Here is a 17,158-nt window from a genome sequence, read left to right on the forward strand (position 1 = left end):
TTTATGCTTAAAACGATTTTGCTCGACTTGGCAAGACGCATCGCCTTTCCGCCCCCGTTCGGGGACGGCGCCTCTTTCCGAATAGGGGGTCAGGACCTGTTAAAGGCTTGCGGAACCTTGATCGGCTTTTCGACCACCGCATCCGAAAGCTGCCGGACGGCTGGACCAGCAGAAAGAGCCCGTCGGAATCAAAAGCCTTGAGGGGCCGCAGGGCGGGTTTAAGTGCCCGAATCTGTGTAACCGTAAGCATGAGGCCATGCCGCCTGAACTGCTTGTAGCCCCACGTTTCGTGGCCCCTTTTTGAGTGAGTCACGGCGGAGCATAATGAGATTTTATGGGATCGCCGAGGGGCAGTTTACCGCAGATTTCTGCGGTTTTTAAGAGGCGCTATGTACTGGTGCCGCTTACAGGACTCGAACCTGTGACCCCCGCATTACGAATGCGATGCTCTACCAACTGAGCTAAAGCGGCATACCGGCCGGGCCCGCAACGAGCCCCGGCAAGGTCGCGGCGGTTAGCAGGTCCTCCGGGGCCTGACAAGCGCCGCGCGCACCGCCCATCTCGACCGCCCGCCGCAACCGTCCAACCAAAGCCCCGGCGCGCGCAATGCCTTTACGCAACGTTTACCACATCCAGTGCACAACGGCCGGGTAATGGACGGTTGTTTGTCCGGTGAGGGCCTTTGCGTAATGGATAATGTTCGCGGCTTCGACGAGGATCGGACCGGCACGGATGACGAGGCCGCCTATGCTGGTGGCGCCGAACCCGCGCTCGACATCGGCAGCGACGAGCGCCGGATGCATGTCCGCGCCTATAATCACTGGGTATCGCTGCTACGCGGCCGCGCCTATCCCTCGATCGAGGATCTCGACCCCGCCAGCATCGCTGATTTCGGGCCGCACAGCGTGCTGCTCGACTTCTCGCGCGGGATCGAGGATCCGATCATCGCCTTTCTCGGCAGCGCGCTGCGCGAGGAATGCGGGCTCGATTCGTCGGTCACCCAGATCTCCCAGGTGCCGAGCCGCTCGCTGCTGTCGCGCCTGACCGACCATTATCTGCAGATCATCGCCAATCGCGCGCCGATCGGCTTCGAGGCCGAATTCGTCGCCACGCGCGGCCATAACACCATGTATCGCGGCATATTGATGCCCTTCTCGTCCGACGAGGACACGATCGATTTCATCTATGGCGTGATCAACTGGAAAGAGTTGGTCGATGCCGAGACCCAGGCCAAGCTTGATGCCGAGGTCGCCGAATCGGTCCGCGCCGCACCGCGCACGCCCGCCAATGCGCCGGTCTGGGCCGATGGCCCCAGCGCCGGGTTCGACGATGCCGATTCCGCTGCCGATGCCGAATCGGTCGAGTCCGATACCGCGTCCGACGCCGGCGCCGATGACGGCACGCCGGTGCTCGGCGCCAGCCTGTCCGATCAGCTGATGCTGGCACAGCAGACCGCCGCCGCGGTCCGTGCGCACGACACGCGCAGCCGCGCGACGCTGTATCGCGCGCTGGGCCGGGCGCATGACTTCGCCGCCTGTGCCGATGCCGATCCGGCCGGGTACCAGGCGTTGCTCGACAAGGCAGGGATCGCCGTGCAGTTGCGCGCGCCGATGACGCCGATCGTCAAGCTCGTGTTCGGCCCCGATTACGACAAGACGCGCCTGACCGAATTCGCCACCGTCCTGTCGCATGCGCGCCGCGAAGGTGTCGCGACCGGCGGGCTGGGCGCGTTTCTGGACGGGTTCGAGGGTGGCATCAAGGGCGTGGTCAAGGCCGAACGCGCGCTGCGCCAGCCCGCATCCAAGGCGCCGACCGACCCGAGCGACGCATTGCGCAGCCGGCCGACCCTGGCGAGCGTATCGATCGACACGCACGTTGCACGGGGCGATTATGTCGTGCTGCTGGCCCGTGCCGGTGCCGGTGACACGCTCGACATCGTCGCCGCGATCGACGACGATAGCGTTCTGACCCACCGCGCGATGCGCGCCGCCGCCGACTAAGCCCACCCCTTACGCTCAAGAGCAAACTTGGCTTGCGCCGAATCACCCTCCCCCGTTCGGGCTAAACTGTCGAAGTCCCGTTCTTTCTTGCGGCAAAGGCAGCCGAAGAAGAACAACCCTTCGACAGGCGCAAGGCGAACGGAAAGGGCGTGGATCAATTCAGCTCCAAACCGCTCTAGGACGCCGTGGACAGTTTCATCAGAATCAGCCCGCTGACGATCAGCAGCGCGGCGACGATCCGCATGACGCTGAGCTGTTCGTCCAGCAAGGCGACGCCCAGGACAAAGGCGCCCACTGCGCCGATACCGGTCCAAATCATATAGGCCGTACCGAGCGGCAGCGTCTTCATCGAGATCGAGAGCAGCGAGAAGCTGGCGATCATCGCGACCAGCGTGATGGCCGATGGTCCGATCCGGGTGAAGCCGTGCGATTGCTTCATGAAGAACGCCCAGACGACCTCAAGCAGACCGGCGATGCCCAACAAAATCCAAGCCATGCGGCTCTCCCTTCGGAAAAGCCGGGTCGTCCCGGACATTGGCCCATGCTGGGGGAGGGCGTGGCCTCACAGGAGCGATCTAGGATGCCGACGCCGCTCGATCAAGGCGGCCGCCCTGGCGCGCGGGAGAGCGGCTTTGGCGAAGTTGGACATTGTGCACTGCCACAAGGGTTGAGGTCGAAACGCGACCGGCGCATAGGTCGCCGCATGGCTAAGACTATGCTCAAATCGCTGTCGGATGCGCTTGCCGTCCGGCTGACCAAAGGCGCGCTTCCGGGCGAATTGCAGGGGTTCGGCAAAGCCGAACGGGGAGAGGCCGCCATGTTCATGGCGGCGACCGCAGAGACCCGCGCGCCCGGTATCCCCGTCCTCTCGCTCGAGGCGATGGCCGGCACCGACCCGCGGCGCCGCATGCGACTCGCCATCGTCAATGACGACATGCCCTTCCTGGTCGATTCGATCGCCGCGACGATCGGCGCGCACAACATCGTCATCGACCGAATCATCCACCCGGTCGTCCGGGTGACGCGCGGGGCCGGCGGCGTGCTGGGCAAGGTGAGCGACGATGCCAGTTCCGGGGGCGCCCCCGAATCGATGATCTATATCGAGATGGAGCGCGCCGACGCGCGCGAGCGCCGCGACCTGCTCACCGCGCTCGAACGGAATCTGCGCGATGTGCGCTCGGCAGTGGCCGACTGGCCGGCACTGCAGGGCGCTCTCGGCGACGACATTGCCCGACTCGGCCAGAATGAAGGCGCAGCGCTGCTGCAATGGTTCCTCGACGGAAACATGACGCTGCTCGGCCATGAGAAATGGCATGTCGACGGCACATGCGCTGCGCAGCTCGGCATCAGCCGCCATGGGCATGACGTGCCGGTGCTCGCCGACGCCTCACGCCTGCTGGCAATCAAATGGTTCGAAAAGGGCGGCGAAGCGCCTCTGTTGCTCAAGTCCAACCTGATCTCAGGCGTGCATCGCCAGGTGCCGCTCGATCTGGTGCTGGTTCCGATCATGGCGGGCAAGAAGGTCACCGGCCTGTCGATCCATGCCGGGCTGTGGACCAGCGCCGCGCTCGGCGCGCCGCCGCAGGAGGTGCCGGTACTGCGCGCACGGCTCACCGCGCTGGAGGCGAAGTTCGGCTTCGATCCCAAGGGCCATACCGGCAAGGCGCTCACCCATGCGCTGGCCGCCCTGCCGCACGACCTGGTCACCGCGTTCGACACCGAACAGCTCGAGGAACTGGCGCTGACCGCCATGTCGCTGGCCGACCGGCCCCGGCCCAAGCTGGTGCTGGTGCGCTCGACGCTCGGCCGCCATCTGTTCGCGTTCGTGTGGCTGCCACGCGACGATTTGACCACCGCGCGGCGCGTCGCGATCGGCGAGATGCTCGCCGAGGCGGCCAATGCCAGCCTGCTCAACTGGTCGATCGCGCTCGAGGACGGCGTGGTCGCGATGATGCGCTTCACCCTCGACCTGCGCGGCGACGGCCATATGCCTGACGCGGCCCCGCTCGACGCGCGGCTCGGCCGCATGGTGCGCGGCTGGGTGCCGGCGATCGAGGCGGCGCTTTCCGATAGCGTCGAGCCGGCTCGCGCCGCGCGCATGGCGCTGCGCTACGCCAATTGCTTCCCGCAAGGCTATCGCACCGCCAACCCGCCCGAAGAGGCGGCGCGCGATATCGTGCGGCTGTCGCGGCTGGAGACGCCCGACGACCGCTCGGTCCGGCTCTACCGCGACGGCGCCGGGCTGGCACGACTCAAGATCTACCGCCTCGGCGGGGCGCTCGCTTTGTCGGACGCAGTGCCGGTGCTGGAGAATTTCGGCTTCCGCGTGATCGAGGAAGTACCGACCGCGCTCGCCGACGATGCCCAGGCCTTTGTCCATGAGTTCCTGATCGAGATCGGACTCGGGGCCGGACGCGACGCGTTGGGCGGCGATCCCGCGATCCTCGAAAATGCCATCGCCGCGGTGCTCGAAAACAAGGCGGAGAATGACGCGTTCAACCGGCTGATCGTCGATGCCGGCATGGCGCCGGGCGCGGTCGTGCTGTTCCGCGCCTGGTTCCGCTATCTGCGCCAGGCGGGGATGACCTATGGCCTGGTCACCGTCGTCGACGCGCTGCGCCGTGCACCGAAGGTCGCCGCCTCGCTGATCGACCGGTTCAACGCCGCGCACGACCCGGCGCGCGCCGCCAAGGCCGCCGCCGCGGTCGAGGCCGCCGATGGCGCGATCGAACGCGGGCTCGATGCCGTGTCGGCAATCGACGATGACCGCATCCTGCGCGCGCTGTACAGCGTGATCGCCGCGACGCTGCGCACCAACGCCTTTGCGCCGGCAGGACAAGTCGCGCTGGCGTTCAAGCTCGACAGCCATCTCGTTCCCGGCCTGCCCGCGCCGGTGCCGTGGCGCGAGATCTGGGTCTATTCCCCGCGGGTCGAAGGCATCCATTTGCGCGCCGGCCCGGTCGCGCGCGGCGGCCTGCGCTGGTCCGACCGACGCGACGACTTCCGCACCGAGATCCTCGGGCTGATGAAGGCGCAGCGCGTCAAGAACGCGGTGATCGTGCCGACCGGCGCCAAGGGCGGCTTCTATCCCAAGCAGCTCCCGGCATCGTCGAGTCGCGACGCCTGGCTCGCCGAAGGCACCGAGAGCTACCGCGTGTTCATCCGCTCGCTGCTGTCGATCACCGACAACATCGTCGAGAACAAGGTCGTCCATCCCCGCTCGGTCGTGATCCATGACGGCGAGGATCCCTATTTCGTGGTCGCCGCCGACAAGGGCACCGCGACCTTCAGCGATGTCGCCAACGCGATCGCGCTCGAGCATAATTTCTGGCTCGGCGATGCGTTCGCGAGCGGCGGCTCGGTCGGATACGACCACAAGGCGATGGGCATCACCGCCAAGGGCGCCTGGCTCTCGGTGCAACGTCACTTCGCCGAGCGCGGCGTCGATGTGCAGACCCAGTCGATCAGCGTGGTCGGGTGCGGCGACATGTCGGGCGACGTGTTCGGCAACGGCATGCTTCTGTCGAAGACGCTCAAGATCCTCGCCGCGTTCGACCATCGCCACATCTTCCTCGACCCCGATCCCGATCCGGCGGCAAGCTGGGAGGAGCGCAACCGGATGTTCGCGCTGCCGCGGTCGAGCTGGGCGGATTATGACGCCAAGCTGATCTCCAAGGGTGGCGGCGTGTTCCCGCGCACCGACAAGACGATCAAGCTGTCGAAGCAGATTCGCGCCGCACTTGGCCTCGACATGGCAGAGATCGAACCCACCGCCCTGATCTCCGAGATATTGAAGAGCCAGGTCGACCTGATCTGGTTCGGCGGCATCGGCACCTATGTGAAGGCGGCGGCCGAGAACAACATCCAGGTCGGCGATCCCGCCAATGACCGGCTGCGCGTCAATACCGAGGAGCTGCGCGCGACCGCGATCGGCGAGGGCGCCAATCTCGGCGTCACCCAGGCCGGTCGCATCGCCTTTGCCGCGCGTGGTGGACGGATCAACACCGACTTCATCGACAATTCGGCCGGGGTCGATTGCTCGGATAACGAGGTCAACATCAAGATCGCGCTCAACCGCGAGATGATCGAGGGCCGTCTCGCTTACGACAAGCGCAATGTGCTGCTCGCCAGCATGACCGACGATGTCGCGCATCTGGTGCTCGAGGACAACCGGCTGCAGACGCTCGCCCTTTCGGTGATGGAGCATGACGGATCGCAGGCGCTGCCCAGCTATGTCCGCGTGATCGAGATCTTCGAGGATGGCGGGCGGCTCGACCGTGCGGTCGAGGGACTGGCGTCGAACGACGATCTGCTGCGCCGTGTACAGGAGCATCGCGGCCTGACCCGGCCCGAACTCGCAGTGCTGCTCGCGACCGCGAAGCTCGCGCTGCAGGATTCGATCGAGCATGGCGATCTCGGCACCGACCCGGAGCTGGCACCCGATCTCCATGCCGCCTTCCCGCCGGCGATGCGCAAGAAGTTCGCCGCCGCAATCGACAGCCACCGCCTGCGCGGCGAGATCGTCGCGACCAAGCTCGCCAATCGCATCATCAACCGCATGGGCGTGCTCTATCCGTTCGAGCTCGCCGAGGAGGAAGGTGCCGCGATGAGCGACATCGCGGCGATGTTCGTCGTCGCCGAACGGCTGTTCGACCTGCCCGCATTGTGGAAGGAGATCGAGACTGCGGCGATGCCGGAAGTCGCGCGCATCGCGCTGTTCGACGAGGTGGCGGTGGCGACGCGCGCGCAGATCGCCGATCTGCTGCGCATCACCCATCCCGGCACCGGCCCCGGCGAAGTGCTCGCGCGCATCGCCAAGGGCATTGGCGAGCTCGACAAGCAGCACAAGTCGCTGCTCCGCGACGAAGCCAATGCGCAGAGCGCGCGAATCGCCGGCCGGCTCGAAGAGGCCGGCGCGCCAAAGAAGCTGGTGCAGAAGGTCGTGCGGCTGTTCGAACTCGACGGCGCGGTTGGTCTCGCCGATCTCGGTAACCGGCTGAAGCTCGACGAGACGGTGCTGACTCATGCCTTTACCCGGCTCGGCCAGGCGCTCGGCCTTGACTGGGCGCAGACCAATGCCGCACGAATCAGCCCGAGCGACCCATGGGAGCGGCTGCTGATCGCCGGCCTGGCCCGCGACTTCCAGCAGTTGCGGCTCGACTTTCTCGGCCGCAGCGAGCGTGATCCGCAGGCACTGGTCGAGAGCTGGCTGACGGCGAATGCCCAGCGCGTGGCGCAATTCAAGGCAGTGGTCGACCGCGCTCGCAACGCGCCCGCGCCGAATGCGGCAATGCTCGCGCAGATTGCAGGCCAGGCCCGGGTGTTGTTGGGGCGGTGACGGCTTAGCTCCTCCCCGGCACGGCCAGGGGACCAGCAAAGCTGGTGGAGGGAGTGCGCCAAGCAATGTTACGTTGCCGGCCACCCCCTCCACCACGCGCTGAAGAAGTGCGCGGCCACTCTCCCCGTACTTGGGAGGGGCCACGTTATACCCTTTGCAATTGAGAATCGTTCGCGTTATCGCGAGTCATTCTCAATATGAGTCGGGATGCGCCTTCACCTATGAACAGCCCGGCCGCGCGGCAAAAGCCACGGCGCAAGACCTTCTGGCTTAAACAGCTTCACACCTGGCACTGGATCAGTTCGGCGGTCAGCCTGATCGGGCTGTTGCTGTTCGCGGTCACCGGCTTCACGCTCAACCATGCCGCCGATATCGAGGCCAAGCCGGTCGTCGCGGAACGCGCGGCCCAGTTGCCCGCGCCATTGCTGACGCAGATCGCGCCCAATGATGCACCCGACGCCAAAAAGCCCCTGCCCGCGCCTGTCGCACGCTGGGTCGAGAAGACCTTCTCGGTCGGCGCGTCCGGCGAGGCGGAATGGTCGGCCGAGGAGGTCTATCTGCCACTGCCGCGCCCGGGTGGCGACGGCTGGGTAACGATCCAGCGGGCGACCGGCGCGGTGACGTCCGAATTCACCGATCGCGGCTGGATCAGCTATCTCAACGATCTCCACAAGGGCCGCAACGCGGGCACGGCGTGGAGCTGGTTCATCGATATCTTCGCTCTTGCCTGCCTGATCTTCGCACTGACCGGGCTGGTGCTGCTCTGGCTTCACGCCGCCAAGCGCCCGGTCACCTGGCCATTGGTCGCTCTGGGTTTCGCCATTCCGGCAATCATCGCCGTCATCTTCATCCATTAAGGGGTCCGATCCATGCAGCTTCGCCACCATCTCATCCTGACCGGCACTGCCGCCGGGCTGATCGCAGCCGGCCCTGCCGCGGCGCAGTCAGTCGATCTCTCGATCACCGTGCCGCGCCTGTCGGTCGCGGAATATCACAAGCCCTATGTCGCGGTGTATCTGGAGGCGACCGGCGCGCCGGCGCGGACGCTGTCGATCTGGTACGATGTCGCCAAGGCCAAGAATGAAGGTCGTAAATGGCTCAACGAGGTGCGCGGCTGGTGGCGCGCCTCGGGCCGCACCGGCAATTATGTCTCCGACGGCAGCTCGGGCGCGACGCGCGCGCCGGGCGTGCAGAAGATCAGCATCAACGCGGCCAGGCTCGGTGGCCTCAAGCCCGGCCAGTACACGCTGGTGGTCGAGGCCGCGCGCGAAGTCGGTGGCCGCGAGGTGGTCCGCCTGCCCTTCTCCTGGCCGCTCAGGCCGGGCCAGACCATCCAGGCCGCCGGCAAGACCGAGCTCGGCGCCGTTTCCGCAACCTTCAAGCCCTGACCCGGCAACCCTGAGAGGATCGCCACCATGACAACCCTCCGCGCCAGACTTCTCGCCGCCGCCCTCGGTACCGTCGCGATCGCCGCCCCATTGCAGGCGCACCGCCTATGGGTGCTGCCCTCGACCACGATCGTGTCGGGCGACGACGACTGGATCACCTTCGACGCCGCCGCGTCGAACGACCTGTTCTTCCCCGATCATCAGCCACTCCGCGCCGAGCCGGCGGTGATCCAGCCCGACGGCACGCCAGGCAAGGTCGAGCATGTCAATATCGGCCAGTATCGAGCGACCTTCGACCTGCACATGGTGCAGAAGGGCACCTACAAGCTGGTCGTGCAGAATGGCGGCGTGATGGGCAGCTTCAAGCTCGACGGCAAGGAACAGCGCCTGCCACGCGGCACCAAGCCGGACCAGCTCGCCACCGCGATCCCGGCCGGCGCGACCGACGTGAAGCTGACTGAATCCATCAACCGCAACGAGGTGTTCGTCACCGCCGGCGCTCCGACCCAGACGGTGCTGAAGCCGACCGGGGTGGGCCTGGAGCTGGTACCCGTCACCCACCCGAACGACCTTGTCGCGGGTGAGCCGGCGACGTTCCGCTTCACCGCCGACGGCAAGCCCGCCGCCAAGCTGACGATCACCGTGATCCCCGGCGGCAGCCGCTATCGCAAGTCGGTGGATGAGAAGACCTTCATCACCGATGCGGCGGGACAGGTCGCGATCAGCTGGCCGGCGGCGGGCATGTACTGGATCAACGCCACCACCACCACGCCGAGCGCCGCCATCCCCAATGCGGACAAGCGCATGAGCTACACCGCCGTGCTCGAGGTGCTTCAGCCCTGAACATGTACCAGCCTCGCATCGCCATCCCGCCGGCAGTGTCGGTCGACGCTTTCCGGCGGCGCGACCCGGGTGCGGGCGTGATTGGGCTGGGTGGTGCGACGATGGGCACGACCTGGAGCGCGCGGATCGTTTCGCCACGCCCCGCGACCGAGTTGAACGGTGCAATCGAGCGCGCGCTGGACGACGTCATTGACGAGATGAGTCATTGGGAGCCAGGTTCGCTCCTGTCGCGGGTGAATGCCGCACCTTTGGGTGAATGGTGCAGCCTGCGCGCCGATCTCGCTTATGTGATCGATGCCGGACTTGCGGTGGCGGACGCGAGCGGCGGTGCGTTCGACCCTGCCGCCGGAACTCTGGTCGATCTATGGGGATTCGGCCCCGCCGGTCCCCGCACCGAAAGGCCGAGCGACGAGGAAGTTGCGGCGATGGCCTCGGGCCGGGCCGCGATCGAGCGCCAGGGTAACCGGGTCCGCCGCACCGCCGATGTGCGGATCGACCTGTCGGGCATCGCGAAGGGCTTTGCGGTCGATGCGCTGGCGCGTGCGCTGCTTGCGCTCGGCGTGCGCGATTTCCTGGTCGAGATCGGCGGCGAGTTGCGTGGCGAGGGGATGAAGCCCGACGCCCAGCCCTGGTGGGTCGATCTCGAACCGCCGCCGGGCGCGCGCCTGACCCCGATCCGGCTTGCGCTGCACGGCGTCTCGGTCGCGACCTCGGGCGATTACCGCCGCTTCTTCGATGCCGACGGCACGCGCTATGCCCATACCATCGACCCGCGTACGCGCGCACCGCTGGTCAATGACGTGGCGTCGGCAAGCGTGATCCATGCCGAGTGCATGATGGCCGATGCCTGGGCCACGGCGCTGATGGTGCTCGGCCCCGACAAAGGCATGGCACTGGCCGAGCGCGAAGGGCTGGCGGCGCGGATCGTGCTGCGCGACGGTGCCGAGCATCGCGAACTGCTGTCGAGCACGTTACAGGCGATGCTCGACTGACGCCCCCGCGGTGCTGTTTCATGCTGTTATTTGCGCCAAATTTTTCCGATGCTGTTAAGTTGGATTTTCGGAAGAAATTTCCGGCCATTTTTCAATAAGATAGCTAGCCCAAATGCTGTTATTCAATAACAGCATGAAAACAGCAGATAACAGCATGCGCTTTTGCCGGAACAGCATGGACTGTCCGTATGGTTTTTATCGTCATGAGAAAGAGCGCGGCCGGATGCTCGGTGGCATCCTGGCCGGCTCCACATTGTCATTACGGTTACGGGAGTTGAATCGGCCTGCCTAATTCCTCTCCTGGGAACCAGGGGAGGACGATCACGCTTCAGGCCTCGGCCCAGCGGCGCAGGAGGTTGTGATACACGCCGGTCAGCCGGATCACCGCCGCATCGCCCTGCCCCTGAACGGCAGCGACCGACTGCACGCCCTGGTCAAGGTCGAACAGGATGCGACGCGCACCGTCGTCGCGCACCATCGACTGAACCCAGAAGAAGGACGCGGTGCGCGTGCCGCGCGTGACCGGCTCAACCTTGTGCAGGCTCGACGCGGGATAGAGCAGCATATGACCGGCGGGCAGCTTGACCGATTGCACGCCGAATTGATCCTCGATCACCAGTTCGCCGCCGTCATAGGCCTCCGGCGGCTCGAGGAAGAGTGTCGCCGACAAGTCGCTGCGGATGCGGAAATCGCTGCCGCGCTGGATACGGATCGCATTGTCGATATGCGTGCCGAACGCCTGCCCGCCGGCATAGCGATTGAACAAGGGCGGAAAGACCTTGAGCGGCAGAGCAGCGGCCACGAACAGCGGCGCCGCGCCCAGTGCCTCAAGCACGATCGCACCTGCTTCGCGCGCCGCCGCGCTCGCCTCGGGCAATTGCTGGTTGCGCTTGGCGAGCGCGCTTTGCGCGCCCGAGGTGACATTGCCGTCAACCCAGTCGGCGCGGTCGATGATCGCCCGGATGCGCGCAACATCGTCCGCGTCGAGCACATCAGGTATGGCGATCAGCATGACGTGTCTGCTCCGGTCATCCCGCCTTCCTGACGCGATCCGACCGGAACATCCACCTCTTTCCCTGCGTGCCCCTCAGAAGCTGTAGTACAGGCTGAACACCGCCGACCGGTCCTCGCCGGGCGTTGCCCAGCCATTGTTGCGGATGCCGGTGAAGTAGCGCTCATTGGTGATGTTCTGCACATTGAGCTGCGCGGTCAGACCCGGGGTAACCGGATAGGACAGGAAAGCGCGGTGCGTCAGATAATCTGCCGACCGGAACACCGGCGTCAGCACGGTCGTCGGCGCAAGCGGAGTCGCGAGTGCCGAATTGTTGAGTGCGAAGCTGCCCTGATAGGTCAGGCCATAGCCGATCTGCAGCCCGAACGGCAGCGTATAGGTGGTAAACAGGCTGCCTGAATGCTTCGGGGTATTGGTCAGTTGCTGTCCGGCCTGGGGATCGAGAATCGCTGCCGAGTTGCCGCAGGGGTTGGTCACCAGAGCCGCGGGCGGAGTCGGCGGTGGCGTTATGGCTCGCGTCCCCGGATTGGCGAGGCAATAATTCGATACGCTCTGGAGCACCTTGCTTTTCAAATAGGTATAGTTGGCGAAGATCGACCAGGCCGGCGTGATGTTGCCGCTGGCGCCCAGCGCGATACCATCGACGCGTGAGCGTCCATCGGTCACGGCAAGCGTGGTGACGATCGGATCGTTGGTGGCGACGCGATAGTTGGTCCGTTCGTTGCGGAACACCGCTGCGGTCAGCTGCAGTTTGCGATTGAACAGGTCGGCCTTGACGCCGACCTCATAATTGACCGCCTTTTCCGGTGCCACGTCGCAAGGGTCGAGCAAGCCTGCCGGTGCCGAGATCAGCGTGCCGCAGCCGAGCCGAACGGTGGCCGAGGTCGGCGTCTTGGAATTGCCGTACGAGGCGTAGAGGCTGACCGTTTCGATCGGCTTGAAGTTCAGCCCGGCACGATAGGAGAAGAGCGTCTCATCGCTCTGCTGATTCAGGCCGCGCGTATAGGCGCCAAGCGTCGGACCAACGACCACCGAATAGGTATCCGCGCGGAACCGGCCCTTGGCCTTTTCGTACCGAGCGCCCAGGTTGAGTTCGAGTTGCGGCACGATCTTGATCGTATCGAAGCCATAAACGGCAACGTTGCTGCTATCACCCTGCGCATAGCCCGCCTGGATGAAGTTCACCGCACCAGTATAATTGGTGTTGGGGTTGGTCAGACTGATCGGGGGCTGAGCCACGGTCGAGCCGTTCGCGGTGCGCAGTACGTTACCGCTGACAAGGCTGTAATCCTCCTGCGTGAAGGATACGCCGATCACCGCGGTATGTTCGAGGCCGCCGGTATTGAACACCGCGCGCAGATCGGTCTGGTTATAGAGAAGCTGATTGATCTGGTTGCGGATATTGCCGCGCGGGCCGCTCGGATAATAGGTGTTCGGTGTGTTCTGCGCCGGAGTCGTTTGCGTCGCTGCCGGACAGGCGAGCGGGGTGGTCGCGACATTGGTGGCAGGCAGCGGCTGAAAACCATTGGCCAGGCACCAGACGCCCTGCGGGGCGCTGGTGCTCGAATCCTGGCCGACGCGCTGCCAGCGGGTCAGGTTGCGGATCGAGACCTTGTCGCTGAAATCATGCTTGAAGCGGACCGTCGCCTGGTCGACCAGTATCTTCTGCCGATCGAGATTGGCGATGCCGAAATAGTCCGAGTCATCGACCCCGGGCAGCGGCCCGGCATTCACCGCATTGCGGAAATAGGGCACGCCATAGACCGGCACATTCACATCGTCCTGATGCAAATACTGGAAGGTCAGGCTGGTCGGCGAATCGACCCCGATCGTCACGGACGGCGCAATACCCCAGCGCTTGTACTTTTCGACATCGCGACCGGGCACGTCATTGCGGTGGTACACGCCGTTCAGACGCACGGCGATCAGGTCGTTGACGCGGACATTGCTGTCCACCGTGGCGCGGTAATAATTATCCGTTCCGACACCGGCCTGGATGATGGTCAGATTATTGGCTTGCGGTGTCTTGGTGACGAGGTTGATCGTCCCGCCGACCGATCCGCTGCCGCTGAACACGCTGTTCGCGCCGTTATAGACCTCGATCTGCTGCAGATTGAACGTCTCGGAGCGGCTATACTGGGCGCTGTCGCGCACACCGTCGATGGTGACGTCGTTGTTGGCCGAATAGCCGCGCAGATTGATCGAATCGCCATAGCCGCCGCCGCCTTCACCGGCGCCGAAGGTAATGCCGGGAATGGTCTGGAGCGCGTCGCGCAAGGTCAGCAGATTCTGCTTGCGGATCGTCTGGTCACCAATGACCGTAATGGTCTGCGGCGTATCGATCAGCGCGCGAGTCGCCTTGGGGCTTTCCAGCTGCTTGTCCTTTTCCGCGGTGACGATGACATCATCGCCGCGCTGCGCTGCATCGGTGTCCGCCGTCGCCGTCACTTCGCTGCTGTCGCCGGACCCATCCTTGGCCATCGCGGGCGCTGTCATGAACGCGCCGACGCACGACAAGGCAAGGAAAGCGGGCACAGCTGCGCTGCGTGAAACGGTGCCTGAACGGCGCATGACGGTAATCCCCTTAGATGGTGAGGGGGCGGCTATTGCGAGTCACTCTCATTGTCAACGCTATTGAGAGTAATTCTCATCCATGTTGGAGAAAAGCCAGCTGCGCAGCGCGCTTGCCAGATTGGGCGGGGCATCAGCGCGAATGCGGATCGCGTCGATCTGGGCGATCAGCGCATTGAGCGGAAGAGCGTGCCCGGCCGCGGCCGATTCAAGCGCGGCCCAGAAGACCGGTTCGAGGCTGATCGAGGTCTGGTGCCCGGCGATCGTAACCGAGCGTTTGATCGGGCCGTGGAAGCCGGTTGGCGGGGCGGCGATCATTCAGCTTCTCCCCGTTTCGGGGAGGATGTTAAAGGGCTCCCTCACTCCGAATCGAACAGCGCAGCAAGCTGTTCGATGATTGTGCCGCCAAGCTGGTCGGCATCCATGATCGTCACCGCGCGCTGGTAATAGCGCGTCACGTCATGGCCGATGCCGATCGCGACGAGCTCGACCGGCGACTTGGTCTCGATCCAGTTGATCACCTGACGCAGATGGCGCTCGAGATAGCTGCCCGAATTGACGCTGAGGGTGGAATCGTCGACCGGCGCACCATCCGAGATGACCATCAGAATCTTGCGTTCCTCAGGCCGGCCGATCAGCCGGCCATGCGCCCAGAGCAAGGCCTCGCCGTCGATATTCTCCTTGAGCAACCCTTCGCGCATCATCAGTCCGAGCGACGTTTTCGCGCGCCGCCATGGCTCGTCGGCTTTCTTGTAGACGATGTGGCGGACGTCGTTGAGCCGGCCCGGCTGTGGCGGGCGCCCGGCGGCAAGCCAGGTCTCGCGCGCCTGCCCGCCCTTCCAGGCGCGGGTGGTGAAGCCGAGAATCTCGGTCTTGACCCCGCAGCGTTCCAGCGTGCGCGCGAGAATGTCGGCGCTGATCGCGGCGATCGAGATCGGCCGGCCGCGCATCGAACCCGAATTGTCGATCAGCAGGGTGACGACAGTATCGCGGAAATCGGTCTCGCGCTCGACCTTGTAGCTCAGCGACAGCATCGGGTTGACCACGATCCGCGCCAGCCGCGCGGCATCAAGAATGCCCTCCTCCTGGTCGAAATCCCAGCTGCGGTTCTGCTGCGCCATCAGGCGGCGCTGCAGCCGGTTGGCGAGCTTGGTCACCACGCCCTGCAGATGGACCAGCTGCTGATCGAGATAGGAGCGCAGCCGCGCCAGTTCGTCGGCGTCGCACAGCTCGGTCGCGGCGATCACCTCGTCATAGGCAGTGGTCCAGGCCTTGTAATCGAACTGCGCGCCGAAATCCTGCAATGGCCGGTTGGGGCGGACCGGGAGCATGCCCTCCTCACCCTCGTCGCCGGGTTCGCCGTCCATATCGTCATACTGGTCGTCGCCCTGCTCGCTCGATTCGCCATCCTGCGATTCTGCGTCGCGGTCCTGACCGCGCGCCTCGATCTCGCCCTGGCCTTCCTCGCCCTCGCTCTCCCCCTCTTCGCCTTCGTCGGACTGTTGATCCTCGGTGCCCTCGTCGTCGCTGCCGCCTTCCTCGCTATCGTCCGGGATCATGTCGCCCTCGATCAGTTCGAGGTCCTCAAGCAGCCGCGTCGCGAGCGTGGCAAAGGCGCGCTGATCGTCGATCGCCAGCGCCAGCGCGTCGAGATCATGGCCCGCCTTGTCCTCGATCCAGTCGCGGATCAGCGCCATGCCCATCGCGGTGGCGGCGGGTGCCTGCTGGCCGGTCAGCCGTTCGCGCACCATCAAGCCGAGCGCGGTCGACAGCGGCACTTCCTCGCGGTTGCGCGCGCGGGTGATCGGGTCGGCGCGCAGTTTCATGTCGAGCGCGGTCGCCAGATTGGCGGCGATCCCGGCATAGCCGCGCGATCCCAGCGCCTCGACGCGCGCACCCTCCACCGCATCGAACACGGCCCGCGCAACCGCATCGCCCGGCGCGGTCTTCGCATGCAGCGCGGCGTCATGATGCTTGAGCCGCAGCGCGAAACCATCGGCGAAACCGCGCGCCTCGGCAACCTGATCGGCGGGCAGGGTACGCGCCGGCATCGGCACCTTGATATGCTTGCCCGACTGAGTCGGCGCGTCGGCGGTAAAGGCGAGTTCAATCTCCGGCTCGTCGGCAAGCGCGCGCGACGTGCCGCCGAGCACGGCCTTGAACTGGTCGAGGGGCGTTTCAGTGGTCATTGGCTCAGCTCTGGCAGGACGATGTGCCCGGGTGCGAAATCGCGGTTCATGATCACCGTCGCCTCGCCCGATTTCGCGTCATAGGCAAGCAGGGTGATCACTGCGCCGGCGATGATGTCGTGCGCGGGCAGCTTCACGGTCGACAGCGTGTGCCGCGCGCCGGGTAGCGCGCGCATCCGGCCGAAACCCGATGCCTCAAGGTCGAAGAAGACGCTCCCCTTTTCGCCGCCACTGCCGGCATAACGCAACCGAACCACGCTCTCGCCACCGATCGGCAGCCCTTCGATCAGGCCGTATTCCGCCTTTGGAATAGCATAGGGCAATTTGTTCTTGCCCTTGGCGCCGACGAGAAAGGCATGGTCGAAGAAGGAATCGCCGTCGGCATCGATCAGGCAATAGCGCGTGTCGAGCTTGGTCGACCGCAGCACCCCGACCATCCCGAACAGCATTTGCCCGGTCATCTGCTTGCCGAGCGAACCTTCCTTGCCTTCCTCGCAGAACACCCGCTGCGGATCGCCGGGCAGGCCCGGCACGCTCGCCGCGGCGATCACCGCGCCGCGCTCGAAGGCGCGTTTCTCGCCCGACTGGTCGAGTGCGACGGGCGTGACGATGATTGCCGAGTCGGGTCGGCCAAGCACGCTGGTCGCGACGATCGTGCCGGGCAGCACTTTCTGCTCGCCTGCCGGGGTCAGCGACGGCAGCAGGCGCAGCGGGGGCGCGCCGATCTTGTAATCGGCGGGCGCCGCGGCGAGCAGCAGCGGCACGGCAGCAAGCGTTACGATCGACCGCCAATGGCGCCCATGGTCAGTCATCGATCGTTACTCC

The 17,158-nt window shown here is 65.3% G+C and carries 12 protein-coding genes and 1 tRNA gene; 6 read left to right on the forward strand and 7 right to left on the reverse strand.

Annotated elements, in window-relative coordinates; translation table 11 throughout:
* Nucleotides 1–395: 395 nt before the first annotated feature.
* Nucleotides 396–471 (reverse strand) — tRNA-Thr (locus H3Z74_RS18300).
* A 218-nt stretch (nucleotides 472–689) separates the two neighbouring features.
* Between H3Z74_RS18300 and H3Z74_RS18305 the strand changes: the two genes are divergently transcribed.
* Nucleotides 690–2,000 (forward strand): PAS domain-containing protein, encoded by a 1,311-nt coding sequence (locus H3Z74_RS18305; protein WP_187761004.1) that lies wholly within the window; start codon nucleotides 690–692, stop codon nucleotides 1,998–2,000.
* 175 nt (nucleotides 2,001–2,175) lie between these two features.
* Here the strand turns inward: H3Z74_RS18305 and H3Z74_RS18310 are convergent, their stop codons facing one another.
* Nucleotides 2,176–2,496 (reverse strand): DMT family transporter, encoded by a 321-nt coding sequence (locus H3Z74_RS18310; RefSeq protein WP_187761005.1) that lies wholly within the window; start codon nucleotides 2,494–2,496, stop codon nucleotides 2,176–2,178.
* A 207-nt stretch (nucleotides 2,497–2,703) separates the two neighbouring features.
* Here H3Z74_RS18310 and H3Z74_RS18315 point away from each other — a divergent pair, with 207 nt between their 5' ends.
* From H3Z74_RS18315 to H3Z74_RS18335, 5 genes are all read left to right on the forward strand, one after another.
* The gene (locus H3Z74_RS18315) at nucleotides 2,704–7,338 is read left to right on the forward strand and encodes an NAD-glutamate dehydrogenase (RefSeq protein ID WP_187761006.1); all 4,635 of its coding nucleotides are present in this window, start codon (nucleotides 2,704–2,706) and stop codon (nucleotides 7,336–7,338) included.
* A gap of 221 nt (nucleotides 7,339–7,559) precedes the next feature.
* Nucleotides 7,560–8,195: a PepSY-associated TM helix domain-containing protein gene (locus H3Z74_RS18320; RefSeq protein WP_187761007.1), complete on the forward strand. Its 636-nt coding sequence runs from the start codon at nucleotides 7,560–7,562 to the stop codon at nucleotides 8,193–8,195.
* Nucleotides 8,196–8,207: 12 nt separating this feature from the next.
* Nucleotides 8,208–8,726, forward strand: coding sequence for a DUF2271 domain-containing protein (locus H3Z74_RS18325; protein WP_187761008.1), 519 nt, complete (start codon nucleotides 8,208–8,210; stop codon nucleotides 8,724–8,726).
* Nucleotides 8,727–8,753: 27 nt separating this feature from the next.
* The gene (locus tag H3Z74_RS18330; protein WP_187761009.1) at nucleotides 8,754–9,569 is read left to right on the forward strand and encodes a DUF4198 domain-containing protein; all 816 of its coding nucleotides are present in this window, start codon (nucleotides 8,754–8,756) and stop codon (nucleotides 9,567–9,569) included.
* Nucleotides 9,570–9,571: 2 nt separating this feature from the next.
* A complete protein-coding gene (locus H3Z74_RS18335; protein WP_229726661.1) occupies nucleotides 9,572–10,561 on the forward strand; it encodes an FAD:protein FMN transferase in 990 nt (329 codons plus the stop codon).
* 328 nt (nucleotides 10,562–10,889) lie between these two features.
* Here the strand turns inward: H3Z74_RS18335 and H3Z74_RS18340 are convergent, their stop codons facing one another.
* The 5 genes from H3Z74_RS18340 to H3Z74_RS18360 form a co-directional block, all read right to left on the reverse strand.
* Complete coding sequence (locus H3Z74_RS18340; protein WP_187761010.1) at nucleotides 10,890–11,573, reverse strand: Fe2+-dependent dioxygenase; 684 nt, start codon at nucleotides 11,571–11,573, stop codon at nucleotides 10,890–10,892.
* A gap of 75 nt (nucleotides 11,574–11,648) precedes the next feature.
* Nucleotides 11,649–14,144 (reverse strand): TonB-dependent receptor, encoded by a 2,496-nt coding sequence (locus tag H3Z74_RS18345; protein WP_187761011.1) that lies wholly within the window; start codon nucleotides 14,142–14,144, stop codon nucleotides 11,649–11,651.
* 60 nt (nucleotides 14,145–14,204) lie between these two features.
* Nucleotides 14,205–14,462, reverse strand: a complete 258-nt coding sequence (locus H3Z74_RS18350) for a ribbon-helix-helix domain-containing protein (RefSeq protein WP_187761012.1) — start codon at nucleotides 14,460–14,462, stop codon at nucleotides 14,205–14,207.
* Nucleotides 14,463–14,503: 41 nt separating this feature from the next.
* A complete protein-coding gene (cobT, locus tag H3Z74_RS18355) occupies nucleotides 14,504–16,333 on the reverse strand; it encodes a cobaltochelatase subunit CobT (RefSeq protein WP_187761013.1) in 1,830 nt (609 codons plus the stop codon).
* On the reverse strand, nucleotides 16,330–17,145 hold the full coding sequence (locus tag H3Z74_RS18360; protein ID WP_187761014.1) for a hypothetical protein: 816 nt from the start codon (nucleotides 17,143–17,145) through the stop codon (nucleotides 16,330–16,332). The genes cobT and H3Z74_RS18360 overlap by 4 nt, the downstream gene beginning before the upstream one ends.
* Nucleotides 17,146–17,158 lie beyond the last annotated feature (13 nt).

Source organism: Sphingomonas alpina, assembly GCF_014490665.1.
In the GTDB taxonomy this organism is placed as follows: Bacteria; Pseudomonadota; Alphaproteobacteria; order Sphingomonadales; family Sphingomonadaceae; genus Sphingomonas; species Sphingomonas alpina.

Bases quoted from the DNA above. Each gene is read 5' to 3' on its own strand.
- H3Z74_RS18335 (WP_229726661.1), top strand. From the start codon at position 9,572: ATGTACCAGCCTCGCATCGCCATCCCGCCGGCAGTGTCGGTCGACGCT.
- H3Z74_RS18360 (WP_187761014.1), bottom strand. From the start codon at position 17,145: ATGACTGACCATGGGCGCCATTGGCGGTCGATCGTAACGCTTGCTGCC.
- H3Z74_RS18320 (WP_187761007.1), top strand. From the start codon at position 7,560: ATGAACAGCCCGGCCGCGCGGCAAAAGCCACGGCGCAAGACCTTCTGG.
- H3Z74_RS18315 (WP_187761006.1), top strand. From the start codon at position 2,704: ATGGCTAAGACTATGCTCAAATCGCTGTCGGATGCGCTTGCCGTCCGG.
- H3Z74_RS18310 (WP_187761005.1), bottom strand. From the start codon at position 2,496: ATGGCTTGGATTTTGTTGGGCATCGCCGGTCTGCTTGAGGTCGTCTGG.
- cobT (WP_187761013.1), bottom strand. From the start codon at position 16,333: ATGACCACTGAAACGCCCCTCGACCAGTTCAAGGCCGTGCTCGGCGGC.
- H3Z74_RS18330 (WP_187761009.1), top strand. From the start codon at position 8,754: ATGACAACCCTCCGCGCCAGACTTCTCGCCGCCGCCCTCGGTACCGTC.
- H3Z74_RS18350 (WP_187761012.1), bottom strand. From the start codon at position 14,462: ATGATCGCCGCCCCGCCAACCGGCTTCCACGGCCCGATCAAACGCTCG.
- H3Z74_RS18305 (WP_187761004.1), top strand. From the start codon at position 690: ATGGATAATGTTCGCGGCTTCGACGAGGATCGGACCGGCACGGATGAC.
- H3Z74_RS18345 (WP_187761011.1), bottom strand. From the start codon at position 14,144: ATGCGCCGTTCAGGCACCGTTTCACGCAGCGCAGCTGTGCCCGCTTTC.
- H3Z74_RS18325 (WP_187761008.1), top strand. From the start codon at position 8,208: ATGCAGCTTCGCCACCATCTCATCCTGACCGGCACTGCCGCCGGGCTG.
- H3Z74_RS18340 (WP_187761010.1), bottom strand. From the start codon at position 11,573: ATGCTGATCGCCATACCTGATGTGCTCGACGCGGACGATGTTGCGCGC.